Below are 15864 nucleotides of genomic sequence, written 5' to 3' on the forward strand. Positions count from 1 at the left end.
TGAATGCCCGGCCTGCGCTAAACTTTGACAGATCCCCCCAATACTGAATTTTAGCAATTCCACCTGTGTACACTTATGCAATGTTGCCTGCTGTGCTTTATTCATTATTGCCAAGGGCCAGCCTCACATTTTCTTGCAGCACCTGTATCAGACTTTCCATAAACCAACTGTTTTTCTTCTGCCAAATGTTATTACGAGGGGAGGGGTGCGGTAATGGAAGATAGTTTGGCAGATATTCGCTGTAATTTTTTACAGTTGCTGTTAATGTGCTTTTAGCCGCATTTTTTAAATAAAAATGCTGTGCATATTGCCCTATTAAAAGCGTGAGCCTAACTCTTTTCATCGAGGATAAAACCGGGTGATGCCACATTGCAGCACATTCCGGTCTTGGAGGCAGGTCGCCTGATTTTCCGGTGCCCGGAAAACAGAAACCCATAGGTACAAGGGCAAATAGTTTTTCATCGTAGAACATTTTTTTATCCACGCCCAGCCAGTCCCTTAAATTGTTTCCGCTTGCATCATCCCAGGGGATTCCGCTGTTTTGTACTTTCTGCCCGGGTGCTTGGCCTATAATAACAATTTTCGAAGCCGTGCTTGCCTGAATTATTGGCCTTGGGGCATTGGGTAAAAAATTCCGGCAAACAGTACAGTTCCTGATTTCTGAAAGCAATTTGTCCATTATAAAAACTGAATAGCACCTGAAGATATATGTAATCTTCCGGTGTTTTTACTAATACTGTTACAACCTTTTGTCCTTTACCGAAGCGTGAAGCAGCTCATACCGTCTGCTTTTTTTGAAATAGCTCCTGCAAACGCTTTCATTTTGGTCAGCATTTCGATTTGTCGTTTTACGGTCCCGTCAAAATCAGGGGGTTGGGCATTAGACGCAAAATACTTCTCAGTAGCCTCAACACTTTGGCCTTTTCTTACCATCCCGCTTTTAACGGGAAAAACTTCATGTAATAATGATTGTTCCATCATTTTATTGGTTTACATTTTTCGTCAATATTGGCAAGGCAAAAGTCGGGCAATTCAGAAGCGATAAAAATGAAGCAGATCAGGAAAAAAGGTTGATGTAGTTCAACTTTTCTTTCGGGCTCTCTTGTTTTTGATCCGGGATAAAAATTCTGTTGTCATTCCAAGGTAGGAAGCTAAAGCGTATTGAGGCACACGCTGAACGAAGTTGGGAAAGTTCAATAAAAAGTTCTCGTAGCGCGCTTCGGCAGCGTGTGTCAGATTAAACAGGATTCTTCGGTGTTCAAAGGCAAGTCCTTTTTCAGCCATTATTCTGAAGAAAGTCTCAAATTTATGGCTAGCTTTTTTTAGTTCTTGTTCTTTGCTGTATTCAATTTGCAGGATGGTACTGTCTTCCAGCGCAATAATAAAAAGGGTTGCAGGATGTTGGTATATGTAACTATTGAAATCCGATATCCACCAGTTTTCTATGGCAAATTGAAGGGTATGTTCCTGTCCGTCATTTGTTACGGTATAGGATCTGAAGGCCCCTTTCAGTACAAATGACCGGTGTTTGTTTATAAAATTGGGTTGAACAATGAATTGCCTTTTTTTTACTCTGACTTCTTCAAAGCCGGATACAAAATGTTGCGCTTCATCATCGCTCAGCGAAACGAAGTTTTGTACATAGTTTATTAATTGGTGTTTGCTCATTTACAGATTTGTACCGGTCAGCATTGCAGGTGATGCTCAAATATACGTATTTGCCGACTGGTATTCAGTTCCTGGCGAAAGCCGGCGTGCAACTGCCGGTGAGCATTTCCAGCCCCGCCCGGAGGAAAATGGGCAATGTTCTGGATGCTGCGATGAACGTGTAGGGGTTGCCGGAGCAGGATGCAGCTGTGTCGGCATATTTTTCACCGGACAACATTGTCTCAAAAAGATTAAATTTAATCCATGGATACCCGCAAAGATACCCATAAAACACCAAGCGGAAAGGCAACCGACCATCTTGCCAATGAACGCACCTTCCTGGCATGGATCAGAACAGCGATCGCCATTATGGCCTTCGGGTTTGTGGTGGTCAAGTTTTCGCTTTTTATCCGGCAGCTGGCCTATGCCTTTTCGGACAAGGCCATTCCGCTGCCGCAGCATAGCTACTCGGGGATCATCGGGGTGTTCCTGGTATCGCTGGGTGGGGTCATATCCTTATTGTCTTTCATGCGGTACAAGAAGATAGAGCGGAATCTGAATGAGGATGTGTTCTATCCTTCATCGCGACTGATCATCCTGCTGACGCTGTTCATCCTGCTCGGGGCGGTGCTGCTGGTATGGTATCTCTTGTGGAGCCTCTAGCCGCCGGCGTTATGTGAACAGGGTGAGCACGCCCGGCAGCATTTCGGCCTGTACGCTGGTGACTCTCCCCATGTATTCCCCGTCTATCTGGAATTCCATTTTCCGGGCGGTTTCGATCTTCACTTTCCGCGCGCGGATGATCTCTGTTTTTTCTGGATTGAATGGGCGGTGCCGGAACATCATTTTCAGGAGTTCCGTTACGGATAACCTTTTGACCAGCACCACTTCAAACACCCCGTCGCTCAGGTCGCCATCCGGATTGATGCAGGCGCCCGTGCCGTACATCCTGGCGTTAGCGAGTACGATCATGAATGCTTCGCGGTTCACCACTTCCGCCCCGTTGTCTATTTCCACGCGTATCAGTTGCCGGGAGTACAGTGTTTTCATGACTACGCGGGCGTAACCCAGTTTGCCGCGCATGCCGGACAATTCAAAATGTTTTACCAGCAGGGCGTTCAGCCCGATGTCGCTCAGGTGAATGGATAGTTCGCGGCCATTGATGCTGATGGCATCGATGCGGCGGGTATTGCCCGATGTGATGACTTCCAGCGCGGCGTTCCAGTCCTCCGGCAGGCCCAGGTCCTTTGCCATGCCGTTGGCGGAGCCGGCCGGCAATATTCCCAGCGGAATATCTGATCCCATGAGGTGTTCCGCCAGCATTTTCACCGTACCGTCACCCCCCACAGCCACCATGCCATATAATTTGCCTTCGCGGATATATGTCCGTAACTTCTTCTCATCCGTCTGCCGGTTGCCCAGTTCCATCAGTACCGGTTCAAATGCCGGCTTATCCCGGAAGAAAAGTTGGATCACTTCTTGCGGTGCAGTTTTTTTCCGTTGCCCGGAAGAAGGATTGATCACAAAAAGTATTAATTTCTTTTGATGTTCCATACAGATCATTCATCACAACGTAGCAAATTTGGAACCGTAAAACCGGGATGGCTGTCGAAATTAGGTCTCATGGCATATCCGACGGTGAAAGTGTATCACGGTTATGGCCGTGACGGGCAGTTGCAGGTCTTCGGGCATGTATTTTCGCTGGCTCCCCGTCCGCGGCGCACCTATAACAGGAATGTGCTGCGGAACATGTGGGCGCTCATCCGTTTGTTCGTGGTAAGGCCGAAGGCTGATGCGGCCGTTCATCTGGTATGGCAGGGAGAGCGCATTGATGCGGTAACGGCAAAGGACGGGTTCTTTCATTTCCAATGGGCGCCGCAGCAACCTACCGATGCCGGCTGGCATACCGTAACCGTTGCCCATACGGAGAAGGGGGAGATCCTGGCCGAGGGGGAGGGAAGCGTCTACATCCCCTACCGCACGCAATATGGCTGCATTTCCGATATTGACGATACTTTTCTCGTATCGCATTCATCCCGGCTGCTGAAGCGGCTGTACCTGCTTTTTACCCGTAACGCACGCACCCGCCGCCCTTTTGAAGGCGTTGCGCTGCACTATTCGCTGCTCGGTACGGCAGGCACTACCGAAGATGTGCCGAATCCTTTCTTTTATGTATCCAGCAGTGAATGGAACCTGTATAATTATATCCGCGAGTTCTCCCGTACCTATGGGCTGCCGGAAGGGGTGTACCTGCTGAGCCAGGTGAAACGCGTTACGCAATTGCTGGCAACGGGACAGGGGAAGCATGCCACGAAATTTACCCGTATCAGCCGGATACTGGAAAACTACCCTTCCACACGCTTTGTATTGCTTGGCGATGATACGCAGCAGGACCCTGCTATTTACCTGGCCATTGCCCGGCATTTCCCCGAGCGGGTATTATGCGTGTATCTCCGGCAGGTGCGCAAAACCCCGGCCGCCGGTGTGCAGGCGGTGGTGGCGGCCATCAGGGAACTGGGTGTGGAGTGCTGTTATTTCCGGCATAGTGAGGAAGCCATTGCGCATTCCAGGGAAACGGGGCTGATCGCCGGGTAGCGGAGACCTTCCGCACATCCGGATACGCCGCTCGTTTAAGTTGCAGCCGTCCTGTTCACACGATGCTCATGGAGCATATCTCCCGCGCGCCTCACAACGGGATATTCCCGTGTTTCTTCCGCGGCAGGTTCACCACTTTATTTTCCAGCATTTTATATCCTTTGATCAGCTTGCTGCGGGTTTCTTCGGGCGTAACCACTTCATCGATATATCCTTTCTCTGCTGCGAGGTAAGGATTGGCGAAGCGTTCTGTATAGTCTGCCACCAGCTCGTTCATTCTTGCAGCCGGATCGGGGGCATTGTCGATCTCTTTCTTGTAGATGATCTCCACGGCGCCTTTCGGTCCCATTACGGCAATTTCCGCCTGGGGGAAGGCAAAGTTGAGGTCAGCCCCGATGTGCTTGGAGTTCATTACGCAATACGCGCCGCCGTAAGCTTTGCGGGTGGTAACGGTGATCTTTGGCACGGTGGCTTCGCTGAGGGCAAAAAGGAGCTTTGCGCCGTTGGTGATGATGCCGTTCCATTCCTGGTCCGTACCGGGCAGGAACCCCGGCACATCTACCAGTACCAGCAGCGGGATGTTGAAGGCATCGCAGAAGCGGGTGAACCGGGCGCCTTTCACGGAAGCGTGAATATCCAGCACCCCGGCCAGCACGGCAGGCTGATTGGCCACGATGCCGATGCTCCTTCCGGCAATGCGGGCGAAGCCCACGATGATATTATCGGCAAAATCCTTATGCACTTCCAGGAAGCTGCCCGCATCCGTCAACTCCGCGATCACTTCCTTCATGTCGTACGGCTGGTTGGGATTCTCCGGGATGATATTATTGAGTACGGGACGTGTTTCATTCCCGGGTTCGTAAGGATATACCGGTGCGGTATCTTCGCAGTTCTGCGGCATGTAGGAGAGCAGCTGTTTGATATTCTGGATACAGGCTACTTCATTGCTGCAGGCGAAATGGGTAACGCCGCTTTTGGTGGCATGCGTCTGCGCACCGCCGAGGGCTTCGGAGGTCACTTCTTCATGGGTGACGGTTTTGACCACGTTGGGCCCGGTCACGAACATATACGAAGTGTTCTCCACCATGAGGATGAAGTCCGTAATAGCAGGAGAGTACACGGCACCACCGGCGCAGGGCCCCATGATGGCGGATATCTGGGGGATCACGCCGGAAGCGCGGGTATTGCGGTAGAAAATATCGGCATAACCGCCGAGGCTTACCACACCTTCCTGTATGCGCGCACCGCCGCTGTCGTTCAGGCCGATGACAGGTGCGCCGTTTTCCATCGCCAGGTCCATAATACGGCAGATCTTCTGCGCATGCGGCTCGGAAAGACTGCCGCCGTACACGGTGAAATCCTGGGAGAAAACATAGACGAGGCGTCCGTTGATGGTGCCGTAACCGGTGACCACACCGTCCCCCGGGAACTGTTCCTGCTCGGTGGTGAGGCCCTTGTTCCGGTTGTGAACGAACATGCCCAGTTCTTCAAAAGAACCGTCATCCAGCAAAAGCTGCAGCCTTTCGCGGGCGGTGAGTTTTCCTTTCTTGTGTTGGGAATCAATACGTGTCTGACCACCTCCCAGCTGGGCTTCGGCGATCTTTGAATGCAGTTCCTGGATCTTGCTCATACTTGTAAATGTACGGAATGCGGCAATAATCCATACCGGGCAGCGGGATTATCTGCCTTTACCTTCCGTAAGGCTTTGTGGAAATCAACGGTGGATGGCTACTTTGGGCAGTGTAATGGTGTCGCTGCTATTGCCGGCATTGTCCAGCACGAACACGCGGTATTGCATGGTGTCAGGATTGGGCACGAGGTCCGGATCACGGCCGTCCCGCAGGCGCATGAAGACGTTATCCGGCAGATCGCTCACATAAAGCGTCAGCTCCGCGTCCAGCTTGGTGCCTTTGTGGCTTTCCAGCTCGGGCATGCGCACCATATCGAACTTGGTATCGTCCCCGAAACGGATATCGTTCACATACAGGGCATCCTCGGTATCACCGTCCCCATCCTGCAACTGGAATTCGAAGGTGATCATCCTCATCTCGGCAGGCACATCTTCGGCGGAAACGGACTTGAAGGTCAGCTTCGGTTTGTTGCCTTCAACGTTGTCTTTCTTACACCCTGCAAAAGCGAACAATATGGCGGATAAAGCAATTATTTTCTTCATATAACAAACCTACATTAAATTGGCCAAAAGGCAAAGTACTGTTGATTAAACGCTCCCTTGCCGTTGATTGTTACATGACAGGTCGTAAATTTGCTCCCGATGAATGATTCTTTTGCAGCGCGGATATTGTCGGTAAAGGGCGATTTGCCGGAAAACCTTGTGCTGGAGCTGTTCCGCTTCCAGTATCTCACCAACGCCCTGTACCGGGCCTATGTGGATGCCCTGAAGGTGGACCCGGCTTCGGTGCAGTCGGTTTCCCGGATACCTTTTCTGCCTATCCAGTTCTTCAAGACCCATCGGGTGATCTGCGGTGAATTTGAGCCGGAAGCCGTTTTTGAGAGCAGCGGCACCACGGGCACGGTAAACAGCCGTCACCTCGTGAAGGATACGGCAATCTATACCCACAGCTTTATGGCCGCATTCCGCCTGTTTTACGGGGATGTGCGGGATTATGTGGTGTTGGGCCTGCTGCCTTCTTACCTGGAGCGCCAGTCCTCTTCCCTCGTCTATATGGTGCAGGAGATGATCCGCCGGAGCGGCCACCCGGAGAGCGGTTTTTACCTGTATGAGCATGAAAAGCTGGCTGCCACGCTGCAGGAGCTGGAGGCCCGCGGGCAAAAGGTACTGCTCATTGGTGTAACATTCGCGCTGCTGGACTTCGCAGAAAGCCATCCCCTGCAGTTGCGCCATACCGTTGTTATGGAAACCGGCGGCATGAAGGGCCGGCGCGAGGAATGGACACGCGCGGAACTGCATGCCTACCTCTCCGCCCGCCTGGGCGTACCCGCCATCCATGCGGAATACGGGATGACCGAACTGCTCAGCCAGGCCTATTCAAAAGCGCATGGCATATTTTACTGCCCGCCCTGGATGAAAGTGCTCCTGCGGGATGAAAATGACCCCTTCCAGCTGTACACCCGAAACGCTTCCGGCGTGATCAATATCATCGATATGGCCAATATCTATTCCTGTGCCTTCATTGCTACGGATGATATCGGCCGGATTCACGCCGATGGCGGTTTTGAAGTATTGGGACGGCTGGATAGCTCGGCGCTGCGCGGATGCAGCCTGATGATAAGCTAGTATGCGGAATTAAGATAATATGATTAACTTTCCGGTGGAATTCAATTCCATTACCTATGAAAAAACCAATACTCCTGCTGATCATCTTTTTAAACTGCCTGCCGGACGGGCATGCCCAGTTGCTGAAGAAGCTGATGAAGAAAAAGGATAAATCCGGAGATACGGAGATGATGGAAGAGACCATGCCCGTATCCCCGAACAGGAAAACCGAAGAGAACCCTACCCTGATCATCGGTGGTGACGACAAAGTAGCCATTGATTCCTCCTACGAGTTTGACTGGGCCGTGTACCAGGAAAGCGAGGCTTTCCAGGGCAGTCAGCGGGTGATAGACGGTGGCGAGGATATTGTGATCTATTACAGCAGCACCAGTCCGGCTTTCTGCATTCAGCTGTTCAGCAGAAGCACGGGAACACGGTATCATTTTTACGGCGATTTCGGGAAAGAATCCCAGCTCAGCCTGGCAGGTGTTGCCGGTATTGCGAGCGGGGACAAGGCCAGGCTGGAACTGGAAGGCATGGAACCGGTCTATCCCGGTGAGATCGGCTACCTCAGCCAACTTACCCGTACCGGCGCAAAGAAAGTCATTGCCGGTGTGGCCTGTGAGGAGTATGTGGCGCATAATCTCCGCAACGACCCGCGGGTAGTGAATACCAATCACGCGAAGGTAACGGCGTATGTGTGGATACCGATGGACCCGCATTCCGTTTTTCCAGGTTACAGCCTCATGCCGGAACATTTCAAGATGCAGATCGAAAGAATGCGTACCGAGGGATCTTACCCGCCGGTGGTAATGCCGCTGGAAATGTTCCTGGAATACGGGAACGGGGACAAGGTGTTCACCCATACCACGCACATCATTATCAACGAAAGAAGAAAAGTACAGTTGGCTGATATCAACAAATAGCGTACACCTGTAAACGTTATTGCTGTTTTAAATAATGTATTTTTTTTGCTGTATGCAGGAATGTTTCTATCTTTATCACGAACCGATAAGTTAACCTGATTATCTCCATTTGAGCACCGTTTAAGCAATTATTATTTATTGTCACGTACTGACGACGTGTACTGTAGCTGCCTTGGCTTGCACTGTATTATTGTTGCCGTACAATTTATCAATGAACTAAACCAGGATCGGGTATCAATCAATGATGCCGCTTACGGTACAGTAACCTCTTTTTTCTAAAAATCCATAACTATGAAAAAGCTTGCATTGTTACTATTGCTGGCGCTCCCGGGCATTTCCGCACTGGGACAATTAAAAGTGGGCTCCAACCCCAGTGTGATCAGCAAATCTTCCATCCTGGAACTGGAAAGCAACCGCCAGGGCCTTTTGCTGCCCCGTATTCCCGGCGCCAATATGGCCACGGACCCGCTGAATGCCGCACCGGACGGGATGATCATTTATGTGACCGATTCCGCCAGCCTGTTCATCAGAAAGAATAGTCTCTGGCAACGCATGTCGTCAGACAGCCTCAGCAGCACCCGCAACTGGAGCACTTTGGGCAATGCCGGACTGGATTCCGCCGTGAATTTCATGGGCACTACCGATGAACAGGCATTGATCTTCCGGACGAATAACGCGGAGCGGATGCGCCTGACCGCTGGCGGCAGCCTGCAGGTCACTTCCGGCACTATCGGCGACGGTACGGACCAGGTGCAGGTACTGGTGCTGGACCCTGCTACGGGCAATATCCTGCAGCGCACGATAGCGGAAGCCGCTTTTAATAATGTGATCTCATCCCTGAACGGATTGCGCGATTCCGCACAGACGTTTGCGATAGACAGCGCGGTTACCGTGGATGTGGAGATCAACTCCGCAGCGGGTGAGCACCGGTTCAACTTTCCCACACAAGATGGTAATGGCACAACTTCCCGTGGCCTGCTGTCGTATGCCGACTGGCAACGTTTCGATTCATCTGCAAGGGCGCAGATATTGAATACCGCTTTTTCGCTGGATGCCAGTCCCACCGGCCTGAGTATCACAACAGATTCTCTCGTGCTGCATGCCGCGGATGAAAGCAATCCCGGTGCGGTATCCACTATCGGGCAGACCTTCGCCGGGGCGAAGACGTTCCGGGATTCCGTAGGCGTGGGCCTGTCCGCCGGTACGGCCGCCAATTCCACCTTCCAGGTGAACGGCTCCATATCTTCCAATATTACCACCATCACCAGCAGCCAGGCAGTAACAGTAGATGACAATACCATACTGGCCAATACTACTTCCGGCGCCATTACCGTAACCCTGCCATCACCCACCAATATCGCGGGACGTATTTATACGATCAAGAAGATCGGTACCGGCGGGATCGATAATGAACTGACCATTGCGCCTACCGGCGGAACGATAGACGGCAACACCAATTACATCATTTATAATGACTGGACGTTCGTAACGATCCAGACCGATGGCTTCAACTGGTTCGTGATAAAAAAATAAGCATGAAGAGAACACGCTGGCTGCGCCGGTTCGTGCTTGCACATGCTTTGTTGCTATGCTGCGGCATAGCCGGGGCGCAGTTGAAACTGGGATTGAATCCTGCCGTGATCAACAAATCTTCTATACTGGAACTGGAAAGTGACCGGCAGGGGCTTTGGCTGCCGCGCATTTCCGATACTACCCTCACTACATTATCCACGGCGCCGGATGGCATGATCATCTATTTCACTTCGGATAACAGCCTGCGGTTGCGGAAAGGCGGATACTGGATCAGGCTGACCGATGCGGTGAATTTCTGGCAGGATGCCGGGGCCGCGGGAGGTGACCTGACGGGAACTTATCCTTCGCCTTCGATTGCAGCCGGAGCGGTGACGTATGGGAAGATGCAGGCGGTGTCTGCTACTGCGCGGTTACTCGGGCGATATAGCGCAGGTAGCGGCACGGTGCAGGAGATCTCGCTGGGAGACGGGTTGACGTTGAACAGTTCTACGGGAGAATTGAGCGCGGCAACGGGGTGGTTGCTGGGAGGGAATGGTGTTCCTTCCGTGCAGCAGTTGGGGACGAAAAGCAATTATGATCTGCCTGTTATCACGAATAATTTTGAGCGGATGCGGATATTATCCAATGGATTGGTGGGGATCAATACGCCATCGCCTACTTCGCAGCTGCATGTGAGAACGGGGTCTGCGGGGGCTTCCGGGTTGCGGCTGGAGAATTTGACGACAACTAATCTGGTGACAGTTGGGGCTTCAACGATTGGTGTAGATGCAAATGGGAATGTTGTGAAAGCGGGGCCGGAGTATTATAGCGGGACTGGGGCTTCGGCTTCGGTGGGGACGGTGACGAAAGTATGGATTGCTGAGGTGGCGAACAATGGAACAGGTACACAGACTATTGATATCCCCGCAAATGTAGGATTTACCAATATACTCAACATTCAGGTTACCGCAAATGCCAAGGGAACAGTGGATGCCACCAATGCACCAATTGTAACTGTTGCGAATAATAGCTTGAATAGTGTCACGATCAGGGTAATGGAGAGTAAATACACGCTTCTCCTTATCAGCGTTCTTGGAGTTGAAGGCCTCGAACCCCACACCAATACCTCCACCCGCATCTACATCCGCGTAGAAGGCAACTAAACCATGCACCACCCACGCAACATATTACTCCTGCTCACGCTGATCACCATCAGCCACTGTTGCCTCGCGCAGTCCGGCGTTTTCATCCCGCCGAACAGCGACATCATGGTATTTAAAAAGGATACTGTATCCATCTTCGGTGATATGCAGAACGCCGGCCGCCTCGGCTCCATGAAAGGCGCCATGATCTATTTCTACGGGCAACACTGGCGGAATGAACAAAACGCCCTCATTCCCGATGAATACTATTACAACGATACCCTTCATCCGGATGGCGGCACATTTAATTTTTCATCTCACAATGGCCCGCAATTCCTGTTCGGCGGCTACAATGCCGGAACAAAAAGCGGCGCCAGCTTTCCGCGGCTGCAGCTGGCCAACCCTGACGGCCTTTACCTGGAAGACCTCACTGATACCAAAGTCCGCTACCTCCTGCAATTCGACAGCGGCCATGTGTTCCTGAACGGCTGGAACCTGGTAGTAGGGCACGGCTCCCCGGGCAATATCGGCGGCTACAGCCATCATCGTTTTGTGGTTACCGGAACGGCCCAGGGCGGCGGTTATCTTTTCCGGGAGCAACTGACCAGCGCGGAAGGGGATGTCGCTTTTCCCGTAGGCACAGCGCCGGGCAGTTATTCCCCGCTGACCATCCGGCGCAACGAAACAGCGCCTGCCGATTTTCATGCGCGGGTGTTTGACAGTGTGTACACCTCCGCTATTTCAGGCCCCGCCCTCATACCGGACAAAGTGCTCAAAACCTGGAACATCGGCAGCCGGCATCCGGAAGGCAGCGTATTCATCCGGCTGCAGCATGAACGCCAGGCGGAAGACACGCTTTTTTCCTATCACCGGGACAGCAGCTATGTATCCCGTTTCCAACCAACCGGGTGGGACACCCTCCCCCCCGGAGGCATCACCACTCCCGGCACCATCACCACCGGCGCGCCGCAACCGCAGTCCTATCTCAATACCCGCAGGTTCCCTGACGGCACAGGCAGCAACCTGTACCTCTCCAAATCCGCTGTACCATTCCCGGGCGAATCCCCATCGCTGGTAGACCTGCTTTTCTTCGCCTACCGCAGGGATATCCGCTGGGTACAAACCTACTGGTACACCCGCCGGGAAGTAAATGTGCAGCACTTCGAACTGCAGCGGCGGCGGGAGCTGGAAGACACTTTTTATACGGTGCAGACCGTACTGCCCACCGCTACCGGTGGCAACAGCATTTTCGCCCAGTACTACGATGCGGAGGACGACAATTTTCATGATAACTGGACCTACTATCGCGTAAAAACACTTACACGCGATGGCCGCATCTTTTATTCGGAGGTCAAAAAAGTACCCTGGTTCTACCGCATCTCCGTGTACCCCAATCCCAATGCCGGTATATTCCGCGTAGACCTTTTCGGGGTGGACAAGATCATCAGAATGGAAATGTATGATATAGCGGGCCGTCTGAAGAAGACGCAGTTGCTTAGCAGCCAGAGCAATCTCATCAACTGCAACATGGCTTCCGGCACCTATGTGCTGGTGTTCTACGATACGGCGAATAACGACCAGCGGATCGGCGCGCAGCAGATCATTATCCTGAAATAGCACAGAATTATGTAAATTGGTGGAAAATCATCAACTTACATCTGTCACAAAATTTAAACACTGATCTATGCAACGTTTAGGAGCCTTATTTTTAATCGGCGGGGCAGCCGCGCTCATGTCATTCGTCAATCCTTTCGCCAACCATAAACCACTGGCCGTTTACAAGGTAGATAACGGACAAAGTACGCTGAACTGGAAAGCCAAAAAGATGACCGGCGAACATACCGGCACCATCTCTGTTTCGGAAGGAACGCTGGAACTGGATAATAACATCCTCAAAGGCGGCACTTTTACCCTGGATACCCGCACCATCACGGTAACAGATATCACCAATCCGGATATGAACAAACGGCTGGTAGGCCATCTGAAGAATGATGATTTCTTTTCGGTGGACAAACATCCTTCGGCCAGCTTTGTGATCACCAGTGCAACGCCCAAAGGCAACGGCGCATACGATGTTACCGGCAAACTGACCATTAAAAACATCACCAATAACATCTCGTTCCCCGCTACCGTTGCCGTTGCCGGCGGCAAAGCTACCGCAAAGGCGAAGATCACGGTAGACCGTACCAAATTCGATATCAAATACCGCTCGGGCAATTTCTTCGAGAACCTTGGGGACAAGACCATTTATGACGATTTTGAACTGGATGTAACCCTGGTGGCAAATGCGCAATAGGCGTTGCAGCCAGCATATTTACAGGAGCCGGAGCGATCCGGCTTTTTTTGTTGCTTGTCTCCCGGAACTGAACTGTCCGTCAACATCCTGAAACAAAACCATGAACCGCTAAAATCGTATTTTGCAGGTAATCCATTATAACCTCTATGTTCCTTTTTAATATCCAGATCAACCTGGTGATCTTTGTAATCGTATTACTGGAGATCATTATTTTCAGTCATCAGTTGCTTTCATACCTGGCCCGTCCGCATGAAAAGGAGCGGCTATACCATATTATTCTCGTAGGCTTGCTGATACTGTATAACCTGGCGGAAAACCTTGTGGAAATGCCGGATGACAACATTCCGTTGCCAACTATGCTGCAGGTGATCATCAACCAGGGCTTCGGTTACCTGGTAACGGCGTATATGCCGTTTTACTGTGTCAAGACCATGAAGTTCAACCGGCTGAACTTCCACCGCCGGTACGGTTTTCTGCTGATCCTCGTTCCTGCCGTCGTTTGTTACGGCGTGTACTATCCTTTAACGCAGGATCTACAGGGCACGCTGGAGTATGTATATATCACTACCGGGTCGTATGCCATAGTGGCGCTGGTAGCATCGGCACGGGCCATACACCTGCAATACCGCGAAGACAGGAATACAACCGCTTTCCGGGAAAGGTACTGGATATTCGCCGCCCTCGTCTTCTGGTGCTCGTCCCCCCTGATCGGGGTATTCATGAACCAGCCCAACTGGATCGTAGGTGTTTTCAACAACATCGTTTTCCTGCTTCTGAATATTGTGTTGATGCGGCAGACCGTCAGGAAATCCAGAGCAGAATACCGGTTGCTGCAGGAATCCAATGTTTCACTGGCGCAGCGCGTAAAGGAAAAAACGGCTCAGCTGGAACGGTCCAACGAACAGCGCACAAACGCGTTTGTGAACCTGGTGCATGAAACCAAAACGCCCATCACCCTGATGAACAACTATCTCGAAGAATATCTTCAGAAGCATGGGTGTAATGAAGATCTGCTGGTGGTTAAAAGGAATCTTGACAAGCTGAACACTGATATCAGCAATCTGTTTGACCTGGAACGGCACCATAAAGGGCTGGGCATCTACAATTATGTGCAGGTCGTCAATTTCAGCCGGATACTGGAAGATAACCTGGTATTGTACAGGAGCTATTGTCTTAAAATGCAGCTTTCGCTTGAGGAGCTGATCACGGAAGAGCTGTACGTAAAAGCAGACCCGGAGGCCATCAGCCGGGTGATCAACAATCTCGTGGAAAATGCTATCAAGTACACGGAGAGCGGCGGGAGAATCAGCGTAGTACTGGAAGCGGATGACGAAGGGCGGATACGTTTTTCTGTAGACGATACCGGTATAGGCATACCGCCGGACCAGCACGGGAAGGTGTTCGAGCCATATTACCAGATCAATGCCCAAAAGCGGAACTTGCAGGGGATGGGGCTTGGCTTGCCGATCGTGAAGAAGATCGTGGACGGGCTGAAGGGCGATGTTATTATCGACAGCAATCCGCAAAGGCGGCAGGGGACGCGTTTGACCGTGCTGCTCAACAGGTATGTGCCTGCGGCGGATGAGGTGATTGATACCGGCTACAAGGTGCAACGTTATTCCGGGCTGGAAACGGAAGGCTTCGATCTGCCGGATACCCCTTATGACGAGCGGAAACAGACCATTATGCTGGTAGAGGATAATAATGCCATGCTGCGCTACCTTTTCCAGAAACTGAGCCAGCGCTATAATGTTTGCGTGGCGCTCAATGGAAATGAAGCCCTCCGTAAGCTCAAAACCTATCCCGTGCTGCCGGACCTGATCATTTCCGATGTGATGATGGACAAGGTGGACGGCTTCAGGTTTGCCCGGATCATTTCAGAGAACCCTGATTATAACCATATCCCTTTCATTTTTGTATCGGCAAAGCTTTCGGGTAAGGACCGCGCCCTTGGCCTGAGGCTGGGAGCGCTCGATTACATCCAGAAGCCTTTCCGTACGGAAGAGCTGATCCAGAAGATCAATTCCGTGCTGGAAAATGCCGCCCGGCAGAAAAGATCGCTGCTGAACAATACCATCAAGGCGCTGAAAATGATGAATAACGCGCAGGAACCCTCGGGAGAGAAGGGAAAAGAAGAAGAGACAAATAGGTTTGAGCAGAATTGCGCCGCCTGTCAGTTGACTACCCGGGAGATGGACATTGCGCGGCTGATCTGTGAAGGGCATCCCTACAAACTGATCGGGGACAGGCTCTTCATTTCCGAGAGAACGGTTAAAAAACATGCGCAGAACATCTTCGAAAAAGCAGGCGTCTCCAACAAAGTACAGCTGATCAACAAGCTGCAGGCCTGATCGCTTCAGCATAATATTTCCTCAAAACATTGCCCATAAAGACCGCTACTCCCTTGGGCGTAGGGAAAATACGGTGAATGCCTTATTGTATTTTCTCAATAAATGGTGAAGATTTGCCATGCCTGTTTAATTTAGCATGATTACCACAACTACAATCATA

Annotated in this window: 16 protein-coding genes; 9 read left to right on the forward strand and 7 right to left on the reverse strand. The window is 51.5% G+C overall.

The features are described from left to right. Positions 1–97: 97 nt before the first annotated feature. From FW415_RS11455 to FW415_RS24975, 4 genes are all read right to left on the reverse strand, one after another. Positions 98–679 (reverse strand): uracil-DNA glycosylase family protein, encoded by a 582-nt coding sequence (locus FW415_RS11455; RefSeq protein WP_148384938.1) that lies wholly within the window; start codon positions 677–679, stop codon positions 98–100. 77 nt (positions 680–756) lie between these two features. Next, complete coding sequence (locus FW415_RS11460; RefSeq protein WP_148384940.1) at positions 757–981, reverse strand: hypothetical protein; 225 nt, start codon at positions 979–981, stop codon at positions 757–759. 99 nt (positions 982–1080) lie between these two features. Further along, the gene (locus tag FW415_RS11465; protein WP_148384943.1) at positions 1081–1668 is read right to left on the reverse strand and encodes a Crp/Fnr family transcriptional regulator; all 588 of its coding nucleotides are present in this window, start codon (positions 1666–1668) and stop codon (positions 1081–1083) included. Between the two features lie 64 nt (positions 1669–1732). Further along, entirely contained in the window at positions 1733–1885 is a 153-nt protein-coding gene (locus tag FW415_RS24975) for a hypothetical protein (protein ID WP_168208778.1), read from the reverse strand. A gap of 26 nt (positions 1886–1911) precedes the next feature. On the opposite strand from FW415_RS24975, the gene FW415_RS11470 reads away from it, so the two are divergent. Beyond that, positions 1912–2310: a YidH family protein gene (locus FW415_RS11470; protein WP_148384945.1), complete on the forward strand. Its 399-nt coding sequence runs from the start codon at positions 1912–1914 to the stop codon at positions 2308–2310. Positions 2311–2319: 9 nt separating this feature from the next. On the opposite strand, the gene FW415_RS11475 is transcribed toward FW415_RS11470, so the two are convergent. Beyond that, a complete protein-coding gene (locus tag FW415_RS11475; RefSeq protein WP_148384947.1) occupies positions 2320–3201 on the reverse strand; it encodes a diacylglycerol kinase family protein in 882 nt (293 codons plus the stop codon). A 69-nt stretch (positions 3202–3270) separates the two neighbouring features. Here FW415_RS11475 and FW415_RS11480 point away from each other — a divergent pair, with 69 nt between their 5' ends. Further along, the gene (locus FW415_RS11480) at positions 3271–4242 is read left to right on the forward strand and encodes an App1 family protein (protein WP_246859006.1); all 972 of its coding nucleotides are present in this window, start codon (positions 3271–3273) and stop codon (positions 4240–4242) included. Between the two features lie 91 nt (positions 4243–4333). Here FW415_RS11480 and FW415_RS11485 read toward each other — a convergent pair whose 3' ends face one another. After that, positions 4334–5872 carry an acyl-CoA carboxylase subunit beta gene (locus tag FW415_RS11485; protein ID WP_148384951.1) on the reverse strand — a complete coding sequence of 513 codons (1539 nt, stop codon included), beginning with the start codon at positions 5870–5872 and terminating at the stop codon, positions 4334–4336. An 84-nt stretch (positions 5873–5956) separates the two neighbouring features. Then, entirely contained in the window at positions 5957–6415 is a 459-nt protein-coding gene (locus tag FW415_RS11490; RefSeq protein ID WP_148384953.1) for a hypothetical protein, read from the reverse strand. Positions 6416–6514: 99 nt separating this feature from the next. Here FW415_RS11490 and FW415_RS11495 point away from each other — a divergent pair, with 99 nt between their 5' ends. The 7 genes from FW415_RS11495 (at position 6515) to FW415_RS11525 (ending at position 15704) form a co-directional block, all read left to right on the forward strand. Further along, positions 6515–7498, forward strand: coding sequence for an acyl transferase (locus tag FW415_RS11495; RefSeq protein WP_148384955.1), 984 nt, complete (start codon positions 6515–6517; stop codon positions 7496–7498). A 56-nt stretch (positions 7499–7554) separates the two neighbouring features. Then, positions 7555–8403: a hypothetical protein gene (locus tag FW415_RS11500; protein WP_148384957.1), complete on the forward strand. Its 849-nt coding sequence runs from the start codon at positions 7555–7557 to the stop codon at positions 8401–8403. 291 nt (positions 8404–8694) lie between these two features. Further along, the gene (locus FW415_RS11505) at positions 8695–9936 is read left to right on the forward strand and encodes a hypothetical protein (RefSeq protein ID WP_148384959.1); all 1242 of its coding nucleotides are present in this window, start codon (positions 8695–8697) and stop codon (positions 9934–9936) included. Positions 9937–9938: 2 nt separating this feature from the next. Beyond that, positions 9939–11078, forward strand: a complete 1140-nt coding sequence (locus FW415_RS11510) for a hypothetical protein (RefSeq protein WP_148384965.1) — start codon at positions 9939–9941, stop codon at positions 11076–11078. 3 nt (positions 11079–11081) lie between these two features. Beyond that, positions 11082–12674, forward strand: a complete 1593-nt coding sequence (locus FW415_RS11515) for a T9SS type A sorting domain-containing protein (protein WP_148384967.1) — start codon at positions 11082–11084, stop codon at positions 12672–12674. 67 nt (positions 12675–12741) lie between these two features. Further along, on the forward strand, positions 12742–13353 hold the full coding sequence (locus FW415_RS11520) for a YceI family protein (RefSeq protein WP_210420866.1): 612 nt from the start codon (positions 12742–12744) through the stop codon (positions 13351–13353). Positions 13354–13499: 146 nt separating this feature from the next. Then, positions 13500–15704: an ATP-binding protein gene (locus FW415_RS11525; protein ID WP_148384969.1), complete on the forward strand. Its 2205-nt coding sequence runs from the start codon at positions 13500–13502 to the stop codon at positions 15702–15704. Positions 15705–15864: the final 160 nt, after the last annotated feature.

Source organism: Chitinophaga sp. XS-30 (genome assembly GCF_008086345.1).
GTDB lineage: Bacteria > Bacteroidota > Bacteroidia > Chitinophagales > Chitinophagaceae > Chitinophaga.